The 21436-nt window shown below is 64.4% G+C and carries 11 protein-coding genes and 1 pseudogene; 9 read left to right on the plus strand and 3 right to left on the minus strand.

Annotation, left to right across the window (positions count from 1 at the left end; genetic code table 11):
* Nucleotides 1-29: 29 nt before the first annotated feature.
* The 9 genes and pseudogenes from ABNF93_RS10550 to ABNF93_RS10580 all read left to right on the plus strand — a co-directional run bounded on the left by ABNF93_RS10550 (nt 30) and on the right by ABNF93_RS10580 (nt 14608).
* Entirely contained in the window at nt 30-710 is a 681-nt protein-coding gene (locus tag ABNF93_RS10550) for an ArdC family protein (RefSeq protein ID WP_349327743.1), read from the plus strand.
* 90 nt (nt 711-800) lie between these two features.
* Nucleotides 801-1051 (plus strand): annotated as a pseudogene (locus tag ABNF93_RS10555) (transposase); the annotation flags it as partial.
* Between the two features lie 1442 nt (nt 1052-2493).
* A complete protein-coding gene (locus ABNF93_RS10560; RefSeq protein ID WP_349327744.1) occupies nt 2494-10320 on the plus strand; it encodes a golvesin C-terminal-like domain-containing protein in 7827 nt (2608 codons plus the stop codon).
* Nucleotides 10321-10326: 6 nt separating this feature from the next.
* Entirely contained in the window at nt 10327-10713 is a 387-nt protein-coding gene (locus ABNF93_RS10565; RefSeq protein ID WP_349327745.1) for a hypothetical protein, read from the plus strand.
* Nucleotides 10714-11663: 950 nt separating this feature from the next.
* Nucleotides 11664-11867 carry a hypothetical protein gene (locus ABNF93_RS10570; RefSeq protein WP_349327746.1) on the plus strand — a complete coding sequence of 68 codons (204 nt, stop codon included), beginning with the start codon at nt 11664-11666 and terminating at the stop codon, nt 11865-11867.
* Nucleotides 11868-12261: 394 nt separating this feature from the next.
* Entirely contained in the window at nt 12262-12474 is a 213-nt protein-coding gene (locus ABNF93_RS34890; protein WP_502877570.1) for an RNase A-like domain-containing protein, read from the plus strand.
* Nucleotides 12471-12764, plus strand: coding sequence for a contact-dependent growth inhibition system immunity protein (locus ABNF93_RS10575; RefSeq protein ID WP_349327747.1), 294 nt, complete (start codon nt 12471-12473; stop codon nt 12762-12764). Before ABNF93_RS34890 ends, ABNF93_RS10575 begins: the two co-directional genes overlap by 4 nt.
* A 705-nt stretch (nt 12765-13469) precedes the next feature.
* A complete protein-coding gene (locus ABNF93_RS34895; RefSeq protein ID WP_502877571.1) occupies nt 13470-13877 on the plus strand; it encodes a tyrosine-type recombinase/integrase in 408 nt (135 codons plus the stop codon).
* Nucleotides 13878-13990: 113 nt separating this feature from the next.
* On the plus strand, nt 13991-14608 hold the full coding sequence (locus ABNF93_RS10580) for a site-specific integrase (protein WP_349327748.1): 618 nt from the start codon (nt 13991-13993) through the stop codon (nt 14606-14608).
* 643 nt (nt 14609-15251) lie between these two features.
* Here ABNF93_RS10580 and ABNF93_RS10585 read toward each other — a convergent pair.
* From ABNF93_RS10585 to ABNF93_RS10595, 3 genes are all read right to left on the minus strand, one after another.
* A complete protein-coding gene (locus ABNF93_RS10585; protein WP_349327749.1) occupies nt 15252-17795 on the minus strand; it encodes an NHL repeat-containing protein in 2544 nt (847 codons plus the stop codon).
* Nucleotides 17796-17904: 109 nt separating this feature from the next.
* Complete coding sequence (locus tag ABNF93_RS10590) at nt 17905-18177, minus strand: hypothetical protein (RefSeq protein ID WP_349327750.1); 273 nt, start codon at nt 18175-18177, stop codon at nt 17905-17907.
* A gap of 361 nt (nt 18178-18538) precedes the next feature.
* Nucleotides 18539-21325 (minus strand): discoidin domain-containing protein, encoded by a 2787-nt coding sequence (locus tag ABNF93_RS10595; protein ID WP_349327751.1) that lies wholly within the window; start codon nt 21323-21325, stop codon nt 18539-18541.
* Nucleotides 21326-21436: the final 111 nt, after the last annotated feature.

Raw genomic sequence — 21436 nt, forward strand, 5'->3', positions numbered from 1 at the left:
AGAAGGGCCAGGACCAAGGGTCGGCGAAGGTGCGGGCGGCGCGGGCGGGGAAGGTTGCCGGGCTGCTGGCCGAGATCGCCGACAAGGCGGCCGAGCTCGCGACCGCGGAAGGGTGGCAGCGGATGCTCGCCGGGGCCGCGGCAGGGTTGTGGCGGTACAGCCTGAACAACCAGCTGCTCATCCTGCTGGCCCAGGCGGCAGAGCGCGGCTTCAGCCCCAGCCAGGTCGCCGGCTACAAGACCTGGCGGAGGCTGGGCCGGCAGGTCCGCACCGGGGAGAAGGGGCTGTCCATCCTCGCCCCAGCCGGCCGGTTCCTAGTCGAGGTCGACGAGACCGAACACGCCGGCGAGGGAAGGATCGTCGAGCTGCGCGATGGGACGAAGAAACGGGAGATCGTCCGCTACCACGCCACCTACATCTTCGACATCAGCCAGACCGACCGCATCGACGCCAACGAGCAGCCGGAGGAACACGAGTCCAGCAGGAACGCCGACGCCCAACCCATGCCTGCGGGAGAGGTGACCGTCCAGGTCGTCGACGTCGAACAGCTCCGCGCCCGGCTCGCCGGGCAAGTGACCGCCGGCTACACCCTCAGCTACGGCACACCGACCGCCGGCGCTGACGGACACACCGACCCCCACGCCCGCCCGTGGTCATCGGCAGCCACCTTGCGGCGCTCGAGCAGGTCGGGACGCTGGCCCACGAGGTAGCCCACATCGCCCTCGGGCACTGCGCACCCAGCTACGCCTACCACGCCCATGATCGCATCCGAGTATCGAGGACTGATGTAGCTGGAACGCCACAAGGCCCAGATTGTCGAGGGCGACGACGGGGTGATCGTGGACCACAACCTCGAGCAGGGCAACCCCGCCGACGCGCCGCAGTTGGCGCCGGCAGTGGAGCGGGTCATCAAGCGAACCGGTCGCAAGCCCCGCACCGTGACGGCCGACCGCGGGTACGGCGAGAAGGGCGTCGAGGACGACCTCGCCGCCCTCGGCGTCCGCAACGTGGTCATCCCCGCAAAGGCAAACTCTCAGCCGTTCGCCGAGCCCGTCGAGCATGACGGCCGCGGTACCAGAGATCCCCAGCCCCGAGATCTCGCCCGGTGTTGAGCGTAGCTTGTCGCCCGGGCTGGGTCCGTCCAGGTGGCGACAACGAATCCGGTGGCATGAGAACCGGCGGATCAGCCGCGACCGACTCCGCCGCGTCGCGGCCTTTTGCGGACAGCCCAAGTGGAGGCTCAGGTTGGGGCCTTCTGGAGAACGATGCGGACACGGCCAATGAGCGTTTGTCCCTTTTGGTCTCTCTTGTGCTGACCGGAAACGGGGTGAGGGGTGCGAAACGGGCTATTAGGGTGAAGTAGCTTTGACTAGATGCATTGTGCTGAGAGTGCCCTGGGGGTCCGCTCGGAAGGCTTCGGTAGCTGGCGGGTTAACGTCGGTCGTTCCGCTATGCGAGGGATCGGGTTCTGGTGTAGACATACGCCAGTTTCGGGCTGGGCGGGGGAGTCCTTCTTTTTGGGGTGGGGAGTCGTCCATGTCTGCGTCGTACCGGTGTGTCCGCGTCAACAGCGCCGGGCCTATGCCTGGATCGCGTCGTTCTGCCCGGGCTGTCAGGTTCTTCGGGGCATATAGGACGCGTCGTCGTGCGGGGCGGCGGCGTGGTCGGCTGCTGGTGTTGGTGACGGCGATGTTGGTGGGGTTGTCGTTGTTGCAGCCGCCGGCGATGGCTGGGGTTGTGGCGGCTGGTGCGGCGACATCTTCCGATGGTGGCCCGGGCGTGTGGGACCGGTTGTTGGCCGGTGTTGGGCTGGCTGGTGCTGGGTTTGCCGGTCTGTGGGGTGGTGAGGATCCGGCGCCGGAGGCGGTGGAGCCTGGGTCGACTGGTGCTGTGGGGGAGTGGGCGGCGCCGCGGCAGGATCCGGCGCCCACAGGCAGCGCGTTGCCGGTGCCGGAGCGGGTTCGGGAGTTGGTTTCGCGCCGTTCGCCGAATGCGAAGTTCTTTGAGTTGAGCGACGGCGGGGTGCAGGCGGAGTTGTCGTCTGTTCCGGTGCATTATCGCGACTCGGGCGGTGAGTGGCGCGAGATCGACACGAGGGTGGTTCCTTCGGATCGTCGCCCGGGTTTTGTGTTGGGAAACCAGACGAACGCCTTTGGCAGCCTTTTCGGCAACTCTTCTGATCGGCTGGTGCGGTTTGAAGAGTCGGGTGAGAGCCTGAGTCTGGGTTTGGCGGGTGCGGCAGAGGGCGTCAGACCGGTTGTGGACGGTTCGCGGGTCGCGTTCGCCGATGTAGTCGGGTCGGCCGACGTGACTTATGAGGTACGTCCCGATGGGTTGAAGGAAAACATTGTTTTGGAGTCGGCGCCGGCTGATGGTGGCGATGCGGTGTTCACGTTCTCGGTGGACGTGAGTGGTGGTATTGAGGCGCGGCAGCAGAGTGATGGTTGGATCGGTTTTTGGCGTGCCGGGGTGGCTGGGGATCCGTTGTGGGTGATGCCGAAGCCGTTCATGTATGACTCGACCGATGATGCGGACTCGCCGTACGGGAAGGTGTGGTCGGATAAGGTCACGCAGACCGCTTCTCAGCAGGGCTCGCAGGTGACGGTCACGGTGCGGGCCGATGGTGACTGGCTGGCGGATTCGGCGCGGAAGTTCCCGGTTGTCGTGGATCCGACGATCAAGCTTGCGCCGAACTGGTCGAATGGCCAGGACACGATGATTCAGTCGGGGTCGCCGTCGACAAACTTTGGTGACAGCAGCCGGATGGCGGTCGGCACCAGTAATAGTCAGGTGACGAGGGCGCTGGTGCAGTTCGACCTGTCACAGCTCCCGGACAACACGACGCTGGATACCGCACATCTGGAGTTGTACTACGACCAGGTGCACACCACGAACGACTACGCGGTGGATATCGAGCCGCATCGGGTGACGGCGCCGTGGACGGAGATGACGGCGACGTGGAATTCGATGAGTTCCAACTTCAACGGGAGTGTGCCTCGAACGAAGGTGCAGGTCGACAACTCCGATACCGGCCAGGTGTCGATGGTCGGGTCATGGCCTGCGTCGACGTCGTCGGAGTACACGCAGTACGGCATCAACCAGAACTACCAGTACAACAATGACGCTGCGACGGGTGACAAGTTTACGTGGGTGCCGGACCTTCCCGAGTCCGGTGACTACGAGGTTCGGGCGCACCATGTGCCGAGTGAGACGAACCGGGCGACGAATGCGCCGTACACGGTGTATTTCGATGGTGGTCAGCAGACCTATCCCGTCGATCAGTCCGCCGGCACTGGCGGGGTGTGGACGGCCTTGGGGACGAAACCGTTCCTTGCCGGTTCCAGTCACAAGGTGGTGTTGGGGGATGTGTCGAATGATGCGGTGATCGCGGATGCGGTGGAGTTCAGCAAGTGGGCGACGGTCACCAAGGGCGTCAACCAGACCAACCGGTGGCACTCGTTCAGTGTCACCACGGTTGTGCAGAGTTGGTTGGACGGCACGAACCCGAACTACGGGTTTATGGTGAGGGCCGCTGATGAGTCGGTGATGGGGCGAGGCGGGCCTCGGTATCTGCCGAGTGAGCCGATCTACAACGAGGAGACGGCGGTCCGTCCAAGGCTGATCTTGACGTATGGGCGGCCTGGTGTTGCGTTGAGCCCGGTGAAGAAGACCTATGCCACGGGTGGGGTGTTGTCGTGGTCGGCGTATCAGGACCCGAGTGCGGCGTCGGGTGATGACATTGTCGAATATCAGGTGCACCGGAGCAAGGGGCAGCATTTCGTTCCGCAGGCGAAGACGTTGGTGGCCCCGGTAGACAAGGCTTCCACGACCTATACGGACACGACGGCGACGCCGACTCCGGCGGACAGTACGGATCCGATGGGCACGTACTACTACTACATGGTGGCGGTGAAGACCGCAGATGGTGAGGTCATCCCCGCGCCGACGCAGCTGGCGTGGCTGCCGAAGGCCGGACAGATCATGCAGATCATGCAGGCCTCTTTCACCGACACCACGGTGTCTTCTACCCAGCCCGACACGAATCTGAATGTGCTGGATGGGCAGCGGTGGCTTTCGGTCGGGAACAACTCCTCAACGTATGGGAAGACGCGGGCCCTGTTGGAACGGCCGATGGAGGGCACCATTCCGTCTGGAGTGACGGTGGTGGACGCGGAACTGCAGCTGTGGCAGAGCCACTCGACCGGGTCTGGGGCGACCTTTGATGCACACGCGTTGACGGCGCCGTGGTCGGAGGGGCAGGCGACATGGAACCAGGCCGCCACCTCTGACCTGTGGACGACTGCTGGGGGCGACTACAACGCCGGAGTCGCTGATGACGACACGATCGGCAGTGACCCGAAACGGCAGATCTGGGATGTGGGCACCATCGTGCAGGGTTGGGTTGACGACCCTGCTTCGAACTACGGGCTGTTGTTGAAAGTGCATGACGAGGCGGCGTCTGGACCGCAGCAGCAGGCGACGTTCATCTCGAGTGAGTCCGATGTCGACGCCGAGTTGCGTCCGCAGTTCGTGGTGAGGTACCTGGAGAAGACCACGGAGTCGACCTACTACGCGCCGTACACGCCGTCGCGGATGCTGCCGAACAGCACCCAGACGGTGGATGTGACGGTCTCGAATGCCACCACGTCCGACTGGTCGATGGCGGACTGGGTGATCTCCTATCACTGGGAGTTGCCGGACGGCACGGATGTGACCACGGAGGGGACCCGGTCGGAGACGGCTCTGCCGAAGAACCTGGTGCCCGGTGACACGGTGACGATCCCGGCGGAGTTGCAGACCCCGATCCAGGCTGATGACGGCAACAAACGGACCAACTATGTGCTGAAGTGGGAGCTGCGTAACAAGACCACCGGCCAGTGGCTGTCGCAGATCGAGCAGCAGATCCTGCCTCTGGAGCAGAGCGTTGAGGTGGAAGACCCGACCTCGAACCAGCTGGGCCTGGAACGGTTCTACTCCTACACCGGCACTGACACCGGTGCCGGGTCGGCGGCGGTGACGAACCTGTACGCGGGGAACACCGTCTGGTCCTACGACGCGTTCACCAACCCCTCCCGCGGGCTGGCCACGTTCGTACGGATGTCGTACAACTCGATGGACACCTCACCGTCCTCGATGGGTTACGGCTGGTCGTTACAGACCTCGACGCTCATGCGGTTGGGTACGCCGCTGGACTTCCAACCCAACCCGAACCCGACCGAGGTCAGCTTGACCGACGGGGATGGCACTTCCCACACCTTCACGTGGGATCCCGAGGCGGGTGAGTGGGTCCATCCGGCCGGGGTGCACCTGTACCTGCAGCAGTTGGCAGACTGCGCCCAAAACGACGAGCAGGACCGGGCGTGGAGCATGACGAGGCCTGACCGCACAGAGTTCTACTTCGACTGTGAGGGCTACCAGTCGGCGGTGGTGGACAACAACGGCAACGAGATGCTGTTCACCTACGAGGAGCGGCAGTCCCACAACCAGCCGACGAAGTTCCTGAAGTACATCACCGACCCGTCGAATCTTGAGACGTTGACCCTGGACTACTACGAGAAGGGACAGCAGGACTACACCTACATCGACGCTACCGGTGCCGAGCAGCCCGGGACCAACCTGACCGACCCTCAGATCATCGACCAGATGGAATCCATCACCGACATCTCGGGTCGCACCATCACCTTCACCTACACCGTCGAAGGTTTGATGGCGAAGATGGTCGACGGCGCCGGAGCTGCTGAGCCGAAGATCTTCCGGTTCGGCTACGACGCCGATGAGGGCAACAAGAACGTCAAGCTGGAGTCGGTGAAAGACCCACAGAACAACACGACAACCCTTGCGTACTACGACCTACCCACCGATGATCCGGCGTTCCACTGGTGGAACAAGACGATCACCGACCGCCGCAACAACGCCACGTCCATCAGCTACGCGGATGCAGACGGATCGCAGGGGAAGTTCATCCGCACCGTCGTCACCGATGCGATGGACCATGCCACCGACTATCTGCTGGACGGTTTCGGTCTAGCGTCCGAGATCAAGAATGCCAAGCTGGAGCTGACGAAGCTTGGCTGGGACGCCGACAACAATCTCAACCGGCTGGAGGAGGCCAACGGCGCGGTCTCGACATGGATCTACAACCCGAACACCGGCTACCCGACGGAGCACAAGGACCCGAAGGCGAACCAGAACAGCCACGCAGGCACCAGGTACGACTATGACGAGGTCACCGTTGGAAACCCGTATGTCGTCGACCTGGCCTCCAAAACGTCCCCGGAGGGACGTCGGTGGGAGTTCGACTACAACGTCGAGGGTGACCTGACATCGGTGACCGACCCCGCAGGCACCGCCACCACCACACCGGCCGATGACTACCAGACCACCTACGCCTACGACACGTGGGGCCAGCTGGAATCGTCGACGGACGCGAACGGAAACACCACCAGCTTCGCCGACTACCACCACAGCGGCTACCCGACGAAGATCACCGACCCTCAAGGTGTCACTACCCCGGAGGCGGATGACTTCACCACCACCTACGCCTACGACGTACGCGGGCAGGTCACCAAAGTCACCGACGCAGCCGAAAAGGACAGGTTGCAGGAATACGACGTGTTCGGACGTCCCGGGAAGCACACCGAGCCGAAGGACCAGGCCGCCGGGCAACTGATCGTCACCCCGGCACCGGTCTATGACCGCAACGACAACATCACCACCGCCACGGCCCCCAACGGAGCGGTGACCACCGCCACCTGGGATGCCACCGACCAGCTGACCGAGCTGTTCGCACCGAAGGACACCCCCACCGGTCCGGAACGCAAGACCAGCTACAGCTACGACAAGGTTGGCAACCTCACCAAGACCGTGGAGCCGAAAGGGAACCTCACCCCCACCGTTCCGAACGACTTCACCACCACCTACGGCTACGACCCGGTCAACCAGCTGGTCTCGATGACCAACGCCGACGGCGGCGTCACCACCTACGGCTACGACAACGTAGGCAACCTGGTCGAGGTCGTCGACCCACGCAAGAACGCCACCCCCGACACCACCGACTTCACCACCAAGTACGCCTACAACCGCAACCATCAGCGCACCGTCACCACCGACGCCGCCGGCGAGACCACCTCGGTCACCTACGACAACGACGGCCTGATCAACAGAACCATCGACCAAGCCGGCAACCAGACCGACCTGACCTTGGATGCTCGCGGCAAGGTGTCCCAGGTGCGGGTCCCGCACAAGCCCGACGCCGGCAGCGGCACCATCAACCACACCACCGCCTACGAATACGACCAGGTAGGCAACACCACCAAGATCATCTCGCCGCGGGGGATGGCCACCACGGGCGTGGCCAACGACTTCCTGACCGAATTCGTCTACGACAAGTCCAACCGGGTCGCAGAAAGACTGTCGCCGTTCAACCCCTCCGACACTCGCTACAACACGGCCGACAAGACGATCTACACCTACGACGAGGTGGGCCGGCTGTCGAAGGTGTCGGCACCGCCGTCGGACGGGCAGCCGACGGTGCGGAACGACACCAGCTACACCTACTTCGACAACGGCTGGACTAAAACCACCACCGACCCGTGGGACATCACCACCACCTACGACTACAACCCACTCGGCCAGCAGACCAACCGGACGTTGACCAGCGCGGGCGGGTCGTCGGCGCGGGCGATGGCCTGGACCTACTTCCCCGACGGCAAAGTCAAGACCCGCACCGACGACGGCATACCTGTCGGGGCGCAGACAGTACTGGTCGACAACTCTGACGGCCAGAACACCACGTCGACCGGCACCTGGGCCACCTCCAGCACCGGATCCGGACACCAGGGCTACAACTACCGCACCCGTGCGGCAGGCGCAGAGTCGGACACCTACACGTGGAAACTTCGGATCCCCGAAGACGGCTCCTACCAGGTGTATGTCAAGTACCCGGCCGTCACCGGTGCAGCAACCAACGCCTCCTACAGCATCACCCACGCCTCCGGCACCGCCACCCGCACCGCGAACCAGACCACCGGCGCCGGCAGCTGGGTCCCACTCGGTGCCCCACTCACCTTCGATGAACAGGCCACCAACCAGAAGATCACCCTCACCCAAGCACCGGTCGGCGGTGGGACCGTGACCGCGGACGCGGTCAAACTCGTCCGCAACAACTCTGGCGACACCGACAACGAAAAGACCGTCTTCGCATACGCCTACGACCCGAACGGCAACCTCGACACCCTCACCGACACCAGCCCCGGCAGCGCGATCGACACCTACACGATCAGCTACACCGGTCTGAACCAGACCAACATCGTCACCGAGAAGACCGGCACCACCACGAAGCACACCACCGACTTCGACTACAACTCAGTCGGTGACCTCAGCAAACGCATCCACGACAACAAACCGGTGACGTTCGAGTACGACCCCCGTGACCTGCTATCGAAGATCACCGACAACACCGGCGCCACCGCGAAGATCACCAACTACACCTACACCCCGCGGATGCAGCGACTGGAAGAAACCAAACCCAACGGCAACACCGTCGACTACACCTACTACCTCGACGGCCGCCTCCACACCCAGACCGAGACCAAACCCGCCGGCACCACCGTCACCGGCCACACCCTCGCCTGGGACTTCAACGGCAACAAACTCCAAGACATCGCCCAACGCCAAAACGCCGACAACCACGCCGCCACCCTCACCACCACCAGCGACTACACCTACGACCCGCTCGACCGGATCGCCAACGTCGTCAAAACCGGTACCAGCGCAGGCACCGAAACCTACATTCACGACGCGAACAACAACGTCACCACCCAAACGATCAAGAACATCACCACCAACTACACCTACAACCGGAACCGGCTCGAGACCGCCACCACCAGCGGCGCCACCGCCTCCTACAACTACGACCCCTACGGCCGCCTCGACACCATCACCGCCGCCAACGACACAGTGCTCGAGTCCTACCGCTACGACGGGTTCGACCGGATCAAACGCCACACCAAAAACACCGGCACGTCGACCACCACCAGTGCGTACAGCTACGACCCGCTCGACCGCACCGCATCCAAAACCGCCAACGTCGGCGCCACCGGCGAGAAAACCACCCGCTACGACTACCTCGGCCTCACCGACCAACTCGTCACCGAATTCGTCGCAGGACAAGTCACCAAGTCCTTCAGCTACGACGCCTACGGCAAACGACTCACCCAAACCACTCACCAAACTGGTGGCACCACCGAAGACGCCCACTACTCCTACAGCCCCCACACCGACGTCGACGCCCTCACCGACTCAACCGGCGACACCAAAGCCACCTACGGCTACACCGCCTACGGCAACAACGACGAGAACCTGTTCACCGGCATCGACAAACCCGACCCCCAAGATCCCACCAAAGAGCCCTACAACCCCTACCGCTACACCGCAAAACGCTACGACCCCAACACACAGACCTACGACCTCGGCTTCCGCGACTACAACCCCGGCCTCAACCGATTCCTCACCAGAGACCAATACAACGGCGCCCTCGCCGACCAAAACCTCACCACCAACCCCTACACCAGCAACCGCTACAACCTCGCCGCCGGCAACCCCATCAGCCGCATCGACCTCGACGGCCACTACGCCGTCGAAGAAGACGGCACCCCCCTTGCCCCAGATGGCGTCACACCCATCGGCAAACCAACCAGGCGTCCGGCATCGCCCGAGGTCATGAAGTGGATCGAGAAGAACTACGACGACGGCGGCGGTGGCGGCGACGGTGGCGGTGAAGGCCCGCCAACGATCGACTGGGATCAGCGTCCCGAACCGCTGTGCGGGCCGTGTGCGGAAGCTTTCGACCGAGCCGAGGAGCGAGCCGCCGATTGGCTTCTGGCGGGTGACGAACCCGAGCCGGGAAGCTGGGAATGGCAGTTGATGCTCCTCACGCCTGGCGGGGGTGTAGTCAAGGGCGTAGGCGCAATCGGTAGCGCAGGCCGTGCCGGTGTTGCCGCAAACGCTGGTTTCAGGGGTGGCCGGTATGGGGAACTGACCACAGGCAACGGCATAGAGGTCCACCACATGCCTGCCAACTCAGTAACGGGCCTCTCGCGTGCGGAAGGCCCAGCGATCCAGATGGACAGGCCCGATCACTACCAGACCGCGAGTTGGGGGCGATCCAAGGCCGCACAGGCATACAGGGCCGAGCAGAAGGCCTTGGTTGATGCGGGACGCTTCGATGACGCGATACAGATGGACATCGATGACATCACCTCGAAGTTCCCCGGCAAGTACGACCAGGCAATTCTTGAGATGATCGAAGGGCTATGGTGAAGACTGTTGGACTTCCGAATCATCAGTGAGTCGTCGACGAATATCGTCACGCTTGGTGAGAAGCGCGACGAGGTACGGGAGCGCCTTGGCGAGTACAGATCGTTCAAGCGGACCCCCGGAAGCGACGAGTCCGATCAGTTCCTTAACAGCGGTGTGCTCGTTACCTACTCAAGCCAAGACCGGGTCATCATGCTGGAATTCGTAGCTCCGGCGCAGGTGACATTGGCTGACATCGAGCTGATGAACCAGGAACTTGAATACCTGGTCGAACGGCTTGCCACGAAGGACCTTGTGGTTGAGCGGGATGACTACGGCGGTGTGATCACGCCGCTGGCGGTTGGCCTCTATGCTCCCTCTGGAGTAGTAGAAGGAGTACAGATTGGCGGCGACTAGCGACTGCAGGAGCATCCTTGCGCAATCGTCGAGCACCGCGATTCAAGTGCAGCATCGGCCTAGACGCACCGGGCCGGCGGCATTTCGTTAACCTTCCTGATGGCCACCTTGAAGTGGCCCACCGCGAAGGCACGTTTGCCGCGGTTGCGCGGACTGCGCTAGAGAGGTACCTCGACAAGGGAAGGCGGCGTCGATGAGAATCCTGGTCACTGGCTCCCGACGCTGATCCCTCGGCGCCTACCCGCCTTGCGGGTCGTCATGGTAGGTCGACTGATCCTCGACCTTCCCGTCCCTACCGTGGACCACGGGCCGCACTTGAGGATCTTGGTCGATGTGGACGCCGGCAGCTGGGCAACGCTCAAGCCGGTCGGACATGACTTCATCATCGCGCCAGACGACACCTTCGTTGACGTAACTGGGCCGGTTGGGTGTGACACGCCGCTGCTCTTGCCCACACGTGGGCACGCCTGCAGCGTGGGCTATGCGGGACGCACTAGCCGCTACCGGCCATGCCGGGCAGGCGGGCCTTCTTCCGAGGAACGGGATTGCAGGCGCTGGCTTGGTCACCTACGTCTCGCTCACGCCGGTCTTCGACGACATGAGGCCACAGTGGGCAGGCGTGCTGGGAGTGATCGTGGCGTGCGTCGTGATCGCTGATGCGACCGAGTGGACAATCAGCCGATGGCGAGCTCGAACTCGAAGGCGATCCGCCGCCTAGTGCAAGTCGTCGCCGACGCCAGCCATGACGCCAACCGACCCAAGCCACGGCGTACATCACCGACCCGGACATGGTCACCCTGCGCGTGAACCGGCTTACAGGCTCCACCTGCCTGGGCCTCTAAAAGCAGACGATCTAGGTCGCGGGACAAGCAGCGCCGTACCAGGCTCTCTGCTCCCTCTGTCGCGGGCGAGGTCTTCCGAAGTCGCTCCTGTACTGCCACCATCCAGCCATGACATCGCCGCCAGGGACGACCCCGCGTTGGGTCATCGTCGTGCTCGGCATCCTGGCGCTCTTCGTCGTTGGTTACGGCTTGTTCCACTCTGCCGTGCTCGCGATCGTCGGAATACTGACTCTGCTGTGCCTTGTGGCGAGCTCGAGAAGCGACTCGCCAAGCGCCGTAGAAGCCCCCACCCAGCCGTGGACCGAATTCTGAGTGATCCAACCGGACGACTCATCTGGCCCGAACTCGCCCGCGACGTGCAGATAGGCGCCGCAGTCGCCATCATCTCGGCAACAAGCTCCCTGCCTTGGTGGGCGCGCCTGCTCGGAGTCCTGATCGGGTGCGTCATAGCCATGGACGTCCTCAGCTGGGCGATCAAGGTATGGCGCACCCGTCCCCGACGCCGAGTTGCCTAGGCTGCGCGGTACAGCAGACAAGTACAGCAACGCGACCGACCACAACCACCCAAGCCAGACCACCATTGACACACTTGCGCGGCATCTTGGGAAGTCCGATGCCGATCTCCTCGCCCGGGTGGCATCGAACCCAGGCATCTCAGGTGCTTCGACGTTAGTAGCCGTTCTGTTGCGGAGAGTGCTATCGCGGGGTGCTCGATACCAACGCCTCGGGTATCAACTCCTGGCTCGCCGGATCGGGGTCAAGGTTGGTCCTGGACGGCACCACATCGGGCGGAACCGGACGGTTTGTCGCACAAGGGTCAACCTCAGTCCTCAACGTCACGGGGGTCCGAGCAGTGCTTGTTAGAGACGCCAACCTCTCCATTGGCTACCGCATTCAGACAGCATTTCCAACGCCATGACCTATCCCGCACTCGAACTCCTGCTGCAGGCCTACCTGACCTTGGATTGGCCCGACGACTACGTGGATGCCTGGGCTGCCGTCGATGACTTCGTAGCAAACGAGCCAATTGCAGGGCAGATCAGCGGAGAGGTCACTGAGCTGCTCAAATCTAACCCCTGCGATGACGAGCTCCGCCGCCTGGTGGTGGGTGAACTCGGTTCAGGCTACCTTCCCGAAACCGACGGGTGGTCGATGAGGGAGTGGCTGGATACCCTGCGACAGCGCGTGACGGAGGCGCTCGGCGGCTAGGTCGATCTCCGTCGCCGATACGACCAAGCAACCGAGAGAATGCCTTTGGGCAACAGCAAGCACAAGAGCATGGCGGCGCGGGTGTGGTCAGAACGTGCTCGCCCGGACGGTGTCCATGACCCAATCTGCCATCGCGCGGCTCGAGGCAGGAGGTAACTGTCAACCTGCCGGTGCTCGGGCGCGTCGCCCCACGCGCTCGACGTCGGGCTTGCGGTGGGCTTCAATCCCAAGCCGTCCGCCGCGTAACGGTAATACCCCTGGCCGGTACTCACGTCTGTCAATGGCTCTGTCAATGAAATGCCGTCTGCGAGTGCCTCGCATGACACGCTAGACAGGCAGACGGCCAGGTCAGCAAGAGTGAGACAACCGGGCAGGCAGTTGCCGGCCCTCTCATAATCCCTGGGTCGCGGGTTCGAGTCCCGCCCGCCCTACCCCTTCTGACGTGGGCAGACGCCTTACCCGGCGACCTAGAGCTCGATCGCGTGACATCATTCGTGGTGCGAGTTGGCGTAGCATGCGTCGCATGCCGAAGGCGCGCAGTCGAGGCGGACGTACCCGAGGGTCGATCACCGAGCTGCCGTCGCGCCGCTTCCGCGTCAGGGTGTACTCGGGCGTGGACCCGGTCACGAAGCGGCGGATGTATCTCACGGAGACCGTCGACACGTGGCGCAGGCTCAGCGAGCACGCACTCGATTGCTCAACCAAGTGGACGAGCGGCGCAACCCGCGGACGACGGCGACGATTAGCCAGCTGATCGACCGATGGCTCGAGGTTGTCGATGTAGAGCCCAGCACCCGGCAGGGATACGAGCGGAAGATCGGCAAGCACATTCGCCCGGTTCTGGGCGGCCTGCAGGTCGGGCGACTCGACGCCGAGATCCTGGAGTCCTTCTATGCGGACCTTCGCCGGTGCCGGGAGCACTGTGCGGGGCGTCGGTTCGTCGAGCACCGCACGTCGGCGCCACACGAGTGCGACGAGCATGAAGGATCTGCTTGCCGGCCGCCGGCTCCGAAGACATGCCGCGCGTGTGCGCGAGCGTGTCGGCGGCACAAGTGCCGAGGACTTCTGACTCGAGCATCCGACAGATCCACTGGATCCTCAGCGGGGCATTGAATCGTGCGGTTCGGTGGCGTTGGATCGCGGTGAACCCGGCGAGACAGGCCGAGCCGCCGGCGCTGCCACATCCGGATCCACGGCCGCCTTCCGCAGAGGAGGCTGCGCAGTTGTTGGAGGAAGCGTTTAAGCGGGATCCGGACTGGGGTGCATTCGTCTGGGTCGCGATGACGGTTGGCGCACGGCGTGGCGAGCTGTGCGCCCTGCGCTGGACTGATGTCGGCTTGACCAACGGCGTACTTTCGCTTCGTCGGGCGCTGCACGTCGACAACGGTGAGGTCACCGAGAAGGACACCAAGACTCATCAGCAGCGTCGCATCGTGCTAGATGCGGAGACCGTTGAAGTCCTGCGTGAGCATCTCCAGCGGTGCAAGGCTCGGGCGGCTGCGCTGGAGTTCGACTGGTCGGACGACCCGTATGTCTTCTCGCTCGACCCCGATAACGGCACGCCGCTGCTCCCCGACTCGGTGACCCAGCGGTACGAGCGGTTGGCAAAACGACTGGGTATCGAGACCACACTGCACAAGCTGCGGCATTACTCCGCGACCGAGCTCATCATGGCCGGGGTCGATGTCCGTACCGTTGCTGGTCGGCTCGGCCACGGCGGGGGAGGAGCGACGACCCTCCGGGTGTACGCAGCCTGGACGTCGGAAGCCGATCAACGCGCGGCCGCGGCCCTGTCCGCGCGCATGCCAAGGCGCCCACAGGGGAAGCGCAACTCGATGTCCTAATGGCCTGCAATCAAGCGACGGTCTCGCCGCCTCCTGAAGTTGGATCTCGCGCCAGGGCTCCTGGCGTCTGAACCGGGGGTTGGCAAAGCTGGCGGATTTACAGGGCAGCGACCGCACACCGTCTGACCTGCATGTTTCCGCCACATCCCCTCGGTCGTGGGACACATATGGGACAGGGCAACACGCGGCCCCTCTCCTCCATGGTGGTACCCACGACACGAGGTCACCCCCGGACAGTCGCGAGGCCACACCGCAGGGGACCGCAGCCGAACCGCCCTCAACCGTCAGCCCCGCCAAATGACCAAACCTCGAGATCCCCCGCGCCCGTCTGCAGCGATCCGGACCGCCGCCATGAAGCTACGGGTCTGCTTTGACGTCATCTGCGGACCGTTGTCGCTCAAGGCGAGCAGGAGCAGACCGCACCGGGGGTACGTGGCGCCTTCCGATTCGGCTTCCGGCGACGTTTCGGCGGCCCGAGATGGATTGGGCACGTCACCTGGGAAGCCGACCTCGAACGTCGTTCAGACGTAGTGCCCGCGACCGGTTTAGGCACTTGAACCGTTGCTGGGTCGAGGTCAGGAGGTGTTCGGCGATGAGTGGTACGCCGGGCGGTTAATCGGGTGGCGTCGGCGTCGGTGGTCCCTCACACCACCAGCCGTAGCAGTGACGTCGCGTTCCAGATCGTGTAGAGGTTGCCGTACTCGTCGGTGGTGAGGCCACCGCCGGTGCCGTCGTAGACGACCTCGATCTCGCCATCACCGGCCAGCATCGCCTCCGGGTCGAACCCGAACACGCGGCCCGCGGCATTGCCGTACACGGTGCCGTCCACGATGATCATCTGGGCGTAATGCGCCGAGATCCGGGCCCCCTCTCGCGGCGCCTTGTCAGGGAAGATCAACTCCCGGTGAGTCCAGGTGTCGGTGGACGAGTCGAGCCCGAGCAACCAGCCCTCGGCGAAGAACCACACCGTTCCGTCGGACGACGCGACGGCCGCGTTCACCGAGCGGACCTCGACCGGCAGCGGGATACGCTCGGCTTCGCCGGTGCTTTCGTCGTACCGCAGAACCGTGCCGTGCTCCTCCTTCGGTGTGGAGTTGAGCCCACCGTAGATCATGGTGCCGGCATAGACCTTCGACCCCGTCGCAGCGATGGTGACCACCGTCTGGTCGCCCACCCCGGGCACCGTCGTACAGGACTTGGCCTTCAGGTCGTAGTAGCCGAACGCGCCGGCGGTCTCGCCATAGTCGGCCATCGTGCCCCAGTAGATCCGGTCACCGTGACCGAGCATGCCGTACGGACGGCTCTGGTGCGGCTCGATCGTGCAGTTGACGGTCGGGGTCGGCGTCGCGGCCGTCGGATCCAGCGACTGGATCGTCCCGCTCGGATAGATGCCCTGCCAGACCCGCCCGGCATGGCTGGTCATCCCCTCGGCCTGGCCACCCACACTCCAGGTCTGGTGCTGGTCGCCACGCATCGGCATGTAGGCACCAATGCCGCCGACGAGGTACCCGCTGGACCAGATCCGGCCATCCGGGCCGCCGACGATCGAATTGATCCCGATCGACACCACGGGCTGGTTGGTCGCACGCTTCGTCATGGACTCACCCGTCTGCGGGTTGTACAGCTGGACCGTGCCGTTGGACGACATCCCGACCAGGGTCCTGCCCGGCCAGGCCTCGTCCTGCAGGTCAGTGAAGTCCCAGCTGCGGGCGTAGATGCTCGGCGAGGCGGCCTCGATGTGGGTTTCCGTGCCGGTGGCGAGGTCGTAGGAGAACATCTGGACCGGGCTCGGTGCCTTGTTGTAGTAGACCTTCCCGTCGTGGATCTGCGACGCGCCGTTGTAGACCACGCCCTTGATTTCGTCCAACACACTGGCGTGGATGGTGCCGTCGGACGCGCGCGAGAGCGCGAAGATCACCAGATAGTCCTCGCCCGCGCTGTTGCCCGGACCGATCCAGGCGAAGGCGTAGCCGTTGTCAACGGTCATCCCGTAGGTCCAGTTGCCCGTCTGTACCTCAGGGCTGGTGAGCCCGATCAGGTCCACGCAGCTGGCGGCACCGTCGACCGAGCAGGCGATCATGTTCGCCCCGGTGCCTGTGCCGTAGATCACGGAGCGGGTGAGGGGGTCGTACCCGCCGGATCGGGTGTATTCATCGCCCGGTGAGAGTGGACGAGGGCCGATGATGCCGAATCCTTCACCGGGGGTGAAGCGCCAGATCCCCCCACCGTCAGCGGAGTGAATGCCGCCGTACACGACGCTGTTCTCGTCGATGGAAATGGCGTACAACACGTCGGTGCCCGAGAACGGGGGCGGCCCGATCCGGGTCGCGGTGGAGTCGCCCGGCGTGTAGGACCACAGCGCCGCCGAGCCGTAGGTGCCGACGTAGACGGTGCCGTCCGGTGCCTGTTTCACGGTCCAGCCGCCCTCGGCGTTCGGCAGCTCGATGACGCGCTCGGTGTCCTGGGTCAACGGATCGACCTGGACCAGCACCGCCGGGCTGGTCGCGGATCCCGACCCGACCCCCCACACGACGGGATCTCCGTTCTCGTCGACTCCGGCCGTGCTGGACAGGTAGGTCGTCGGCTTGCTGACCTGCGGGCCGACCACCGTGGCTCGAGCAGTGAACCGCACGCGGTCAAAGCTCGCTCGCCCCAAGGCGCCAACCTCTACCGAGGCGGTAGTCGAGCCGGCCGGTGCGGCTCCGGTGACGCGCATCGTACCGGTGTGCCGATCACGGTCGAGGACGCTACGGCTGATCACCCTGCCATCGACATCCAGCCAGCGGATGGCCAGCGAACTGGTCAGCTGGGCGGAGACATCGGCGTATGCGGTGTACTCCCAGCCGACGTTGACGTCGACCGGGCGGCTCACCATGCCGACGTTGACGCACGGTGGATGGCCCGTCAATTGAAGGGCCATGGCACCGTCTACCGTCCCTGCCGTGCCGGTCCTGGCGACGTCGCTGCAGCCCGGTTTGAGCGGCTCACCTTGACCGTCGCTGGGCGTCCAGCCGGTGAGCCCGTCTTCGAAACTGTGGTTCACGATCAGCAGGTCGCCGTTTTGGCGGGGTGAACTCGCCGCCCCAGCCGACGTGATGGGGAGAAACAGACCGATCACGACCGCGACCACCGCGGACAACGTGACGGCGTATCGACCGGCGGTGTGAGGGGCTGTGTGGCGAGACATCGTCGTCGACCTCCAACGAAGGGGGTTACCAGTGCCAAGTAACTACACTGAGAACCATCTGCATATAAGGTCCAGGCCGAAACTAAGATAGTGTCCTAGGCCGGCCACCTCACCAGGCCATATCCCGGATCACCGGCAGGCCTGCCGCTGCGAGCGCTCGCGCGAGCCCGATCCCGAAGCGTCGGGTGCCCTCCAACGCCACGACCACCCGCGGCCCGGGCGCGTTCTCAGCGATCCATGCCAGTGCCTCGGCGTAACCGGCGTTGTCGTTGCCGATGCTCAATGTGGCGATGGTGACGCCGCTCGCTGCGGTTAGTTCCAAAGCATGGGTATCGCGGTGCGTGTCGCCGCCAACGACGGCATCCACTACCTCTGCCAACATGGGCATAGGTCCTTGTTTCTCCTTCCAGGCATAGGGACAACGGTCGGCACCGGCCTGGGTGGAGTCACCAAGCGGCACATCTGTGAGGAGTCACACGCCATGCGCGGCCAGGCTTCTTATCAAGCCAACAAGGTGGGCCAGGCCGGTGCCGGCACTCGTCGAAGACAGGTCAGAAGAAAGGCACGCACAGCCGCGGCCATATCCGTAGCGGGTCATCCGACAGCACCGGCACCGATCCTGGTGGCAGTCCACCCAGAACCGTCACGGCGCGGCCCTGTGGCCGCGCCCCCGACGCCGTTGTGGCACTGAGTCAACGGTGTCGACAACAGGCTCGTCGGCATCCGGCGCTCATGATGTCGGGCTACCGCCAGGTCACGCTGTCGATCTGGAACATGCTGTCCCAGGGGGAGTACTCGGTGCCGACCGCGCTGGTCCCGACCTCGATTCGGCTGACCTCCGAAGCACCTGCCCAACCGGTCAGGTCCAGCGAGAGCGTCGTCCAGGAGTCCGCAGACGTCGGGAGCGTCTTGGTCAACGTCGTGCCATCGGCACCGGTCAGCGTCACGATCACCTGGTAGCCGGTCGCGCCGGGGACGGAACCCCAGGAGTTGAATGCCAGCGAGAACGCCGACGCCTCCGACATGTCGAGGGGCTCGTCCGGTTCGAGGTAGACACTTCGCACCGTCGTCGCCGGTACCGCGGCGGTGTCCGCCTGAAGGCAGCCACCCGAGAAACAGTGCCCGGGGCCGTTCGCGATCGAGGTCACCTGTTCGATCCCGACCACGTTCTGACCCGCCTGCCAGCCCTGCACATCGCCGTCGAACGTGTAGTGCGGCAACACCACCTGCCACGGACCATCGGGGTCACCCGGCTTCTGATTACGGGTCCTCCGCTTCGCATCGTAGAGCTCGCCCTGGTAGGAGACCCTGTCGCCGGCGGTGAAGATCCGCGATGCCGTCCAGGCCGGGACGCCGTCCTCGGTGATGCCGAGTTCCTGCCACGGACCGTACGGGTCGCCCGGCGTCTTGTTCTTGCTGTACCACGCGGCGAGGTAGACCTTGCCCAGATGGCTGACCCGGTCGCCGGCCTGGTACTCGTTCGACGCGTTCCACACCGGGGCGTTCTCGTAGTCGTAGCCGTCAGGCAGCGCATACAGGACACCCTCGCCCTTGTCCAGGTGACGGTCGAGCACACCGTCATCGAGGGCGACGCCGACGGTCCTGCCGGACTGCCGGTCGATCTCCTCGAGCGACCCGATCGCCTCGTCGAAGCGCAACGAGACGTCCCTTTCCTGCGTGAAGCTGTTGTTGACCACCATCAGGTAGTTGCGGCCGTTCTCGCGGTCGCGGAGGTACGAGAAGGTCAGGTCCTCGTCCGACAGCGAGTGCACAAAGAAGTCCTCCGGCACCGGCTGCTGCCCGAAGGTCTGCCCGTTGAGGTACACCTCTTTGGCGTCCAGCCGCATGAGTGTGGGGCCGAGCGCGTGGATCTCGCTGTTGAGCTGCTTGACGGGCTCAAACAGGTCGGTCTTCTGCCCGTCGGCCGTGATGATCGCGTCGGTGAAGGTCTGGCTCCGGTTCGTGGGGGTGAACCAGGTGAAGTACGACAGTCCCTTGTAGCCGTACGCGAGGGCCATGTTCGCCTCGTAGCGGATCTCTGTCTCGTTGGGCCGGCGGAAGCCACCGGGGATTCCGACGGCCTGCAGGTACTGCGCCGTCTTGACCCCGTTGGCCAGCCCGACCTTCCGCACCGTGTTCATGTTCGTCAGGAAGCCCGTGTAGTCCAGGCTGTTGTCCGCCGTCCCGAACGGATAACGGTCGTACATGAGGTAGCCGCGGGCACCGGTGAGGTCGAGCCAGCCCTGCATCACCTGCGCGTATTCCGCCTCCGATGCGTACACCGAGCTGGGGAGGAAGTTCAGGTGGGCGTCGTATTCGGGCGCGGCGTCCTTGATGGCGTTGAACACCCGCGCGTACGGGTCCGGGTCGAACGGCTCGTCCAGGATGTAGAACCCGCCCACGCCTGGCACGTTGGTGTATTCGGAGACGAGGTCGCGGATCTCCTCGTCGGTCAGGTTCAGGAGGTTGGAACCGAAGCGGCTGTCGTTGATCGTGACGTTCAGGCCGTACTTGTGGGCCAGCCGCGCCATCTCCAGGTTGATCTCCTTCGTCGGGTGCAGGTCGTTCGCCATGACCGAGTCGATACCGGCGTCGCCCAGATAGCTGTACTGGATGTCGTTGATGTGATCGGGCGTCGGTGGCCAGAACGCGGAGATCTCGAACTTGTCTCCCATGCGCTCCACGTGGTCCCGCACCTCGACCGGGATCGAGGTCGACTCGCCGAGATCCGGGGCGGCCAAGGTGATCACAGCCTCGCCCGGCGCGGCGGCGGTCACCGTGCCGTCCCCGTCCACCTGGGCCACGCCGGGATCGGACGAGGACCAGACCACCTCGGGTAGCCCGCCCGGGGCCCGCGCGTCATAGGACAAAGGCTCGACGGCGCCGGTCTCCAGCAGCAGGGCGGGCTTGTCGATCGACAGGATCACCTCGGCAAGAGTGCCGAAGACGGCCAGCTCGGACAACTGCACCAGATAGCCGTCCCCGCTCGGGGCTCCGTTGCGCAAAGTGACGTACAACCGCAGGTAACGTCCCTCGACATCGGTCAGGTCGATCACTTCCGGCTCGGCGCGATCGTCCGCGTTACCGGTGCTCGTGTAGACGCTCCGGTAGTCGTCACCGTCGGACGACACCTCGATCCGGTAGTCGGCCGGGAAGCTCTTCTGCCTCGGGAACACCACAACCCGGCCAAGGTGGTGCGAGGCTCCGAGGTCATACTGAACCCACGCCGGCGTCGCCGGATCCTGGACCTTCTCGTACGGGTTGGTGCTCCAGCCGTCCGCCGAGCCCGCCACCTCGTTATTCAGGTACGACATGGCCCACGTCTCGCTCGGCATCTCATAGCTCGACGAGGTCGTGACTGTGGCATCCGGGGCGAGATTCGTCGTGCCCTCCGGGGCGTAGGACGACACGTCGGACGGCGAGGGCTCGGAGGGGGCCGCCAAGGTGCCGGCAGGAGCGTTCGCCAGCCCCCACGTCGCCGCCATGACGACCAACGCCGCAGCTACCGCACGGCGCGGTTTCGTATGCATCTCCTACTCCTTACGTCGTTTCCGTACGGGTGAAGTCGCCTGGCTTGATACGCGGCCCGTATAGCCGGCCATGCTCGTCGTGGGTCTGGAGGATGCACACGACCTCGGCGC

It is taken from the genome of Actinopolymorpha sp. B9G3 (assembly GCF_040120725.1).
Lineage (GTDB): Bacteria > Actinomycetota > Actinomycetes > Propionibacteriales > Actinopolymorphaceae > Thermasporomyces.

Coding starts and splice junctions, on each gene's coding strand:
- ABNF93_RS10595 (WP_349327751.1), bottom strand. CDS start 21,325: ATGCATACGAAACCGCGCCGTGCGGTAGCTGCGGCGTTGGTCGTCATG.
- ABNF93_RS10575 (WP_349327747.1), top strand. CDS start 12,471: ATGACCTATCCCGCACTCGAACTCCTGCTGCAGGCCTACCTGACCTTG.
- ABNF93_RS10570 (WP_349327746.1), top strand. CDS start 11,664: ATGACATCGCCGCCAGGGACGACCCCGCGTTGGGTCATCGTCGTGCTC.
- ABNF93_RS10585 (WP_349327749.1), bottom strand. CDS start 17,795: ATGTCTCGCCACACAGCCCCTCACACCGCCGGTCGATACGCCGTCACG.
- ABNF93_RS10560 (WP_349327744.1), top strand. CDS start 2,494: ATGCCGAAGCCGTTCATGTATGACTCGACCGATGATGCGGACTCGCCG.
- ABNF93_RS10590 (WP_349327750.1), bottom strand. CDS start 18,177: ATGTTGGCAGAGGTAGTGGATGCCGTCGTTGGCGGCGACACGCACCGC.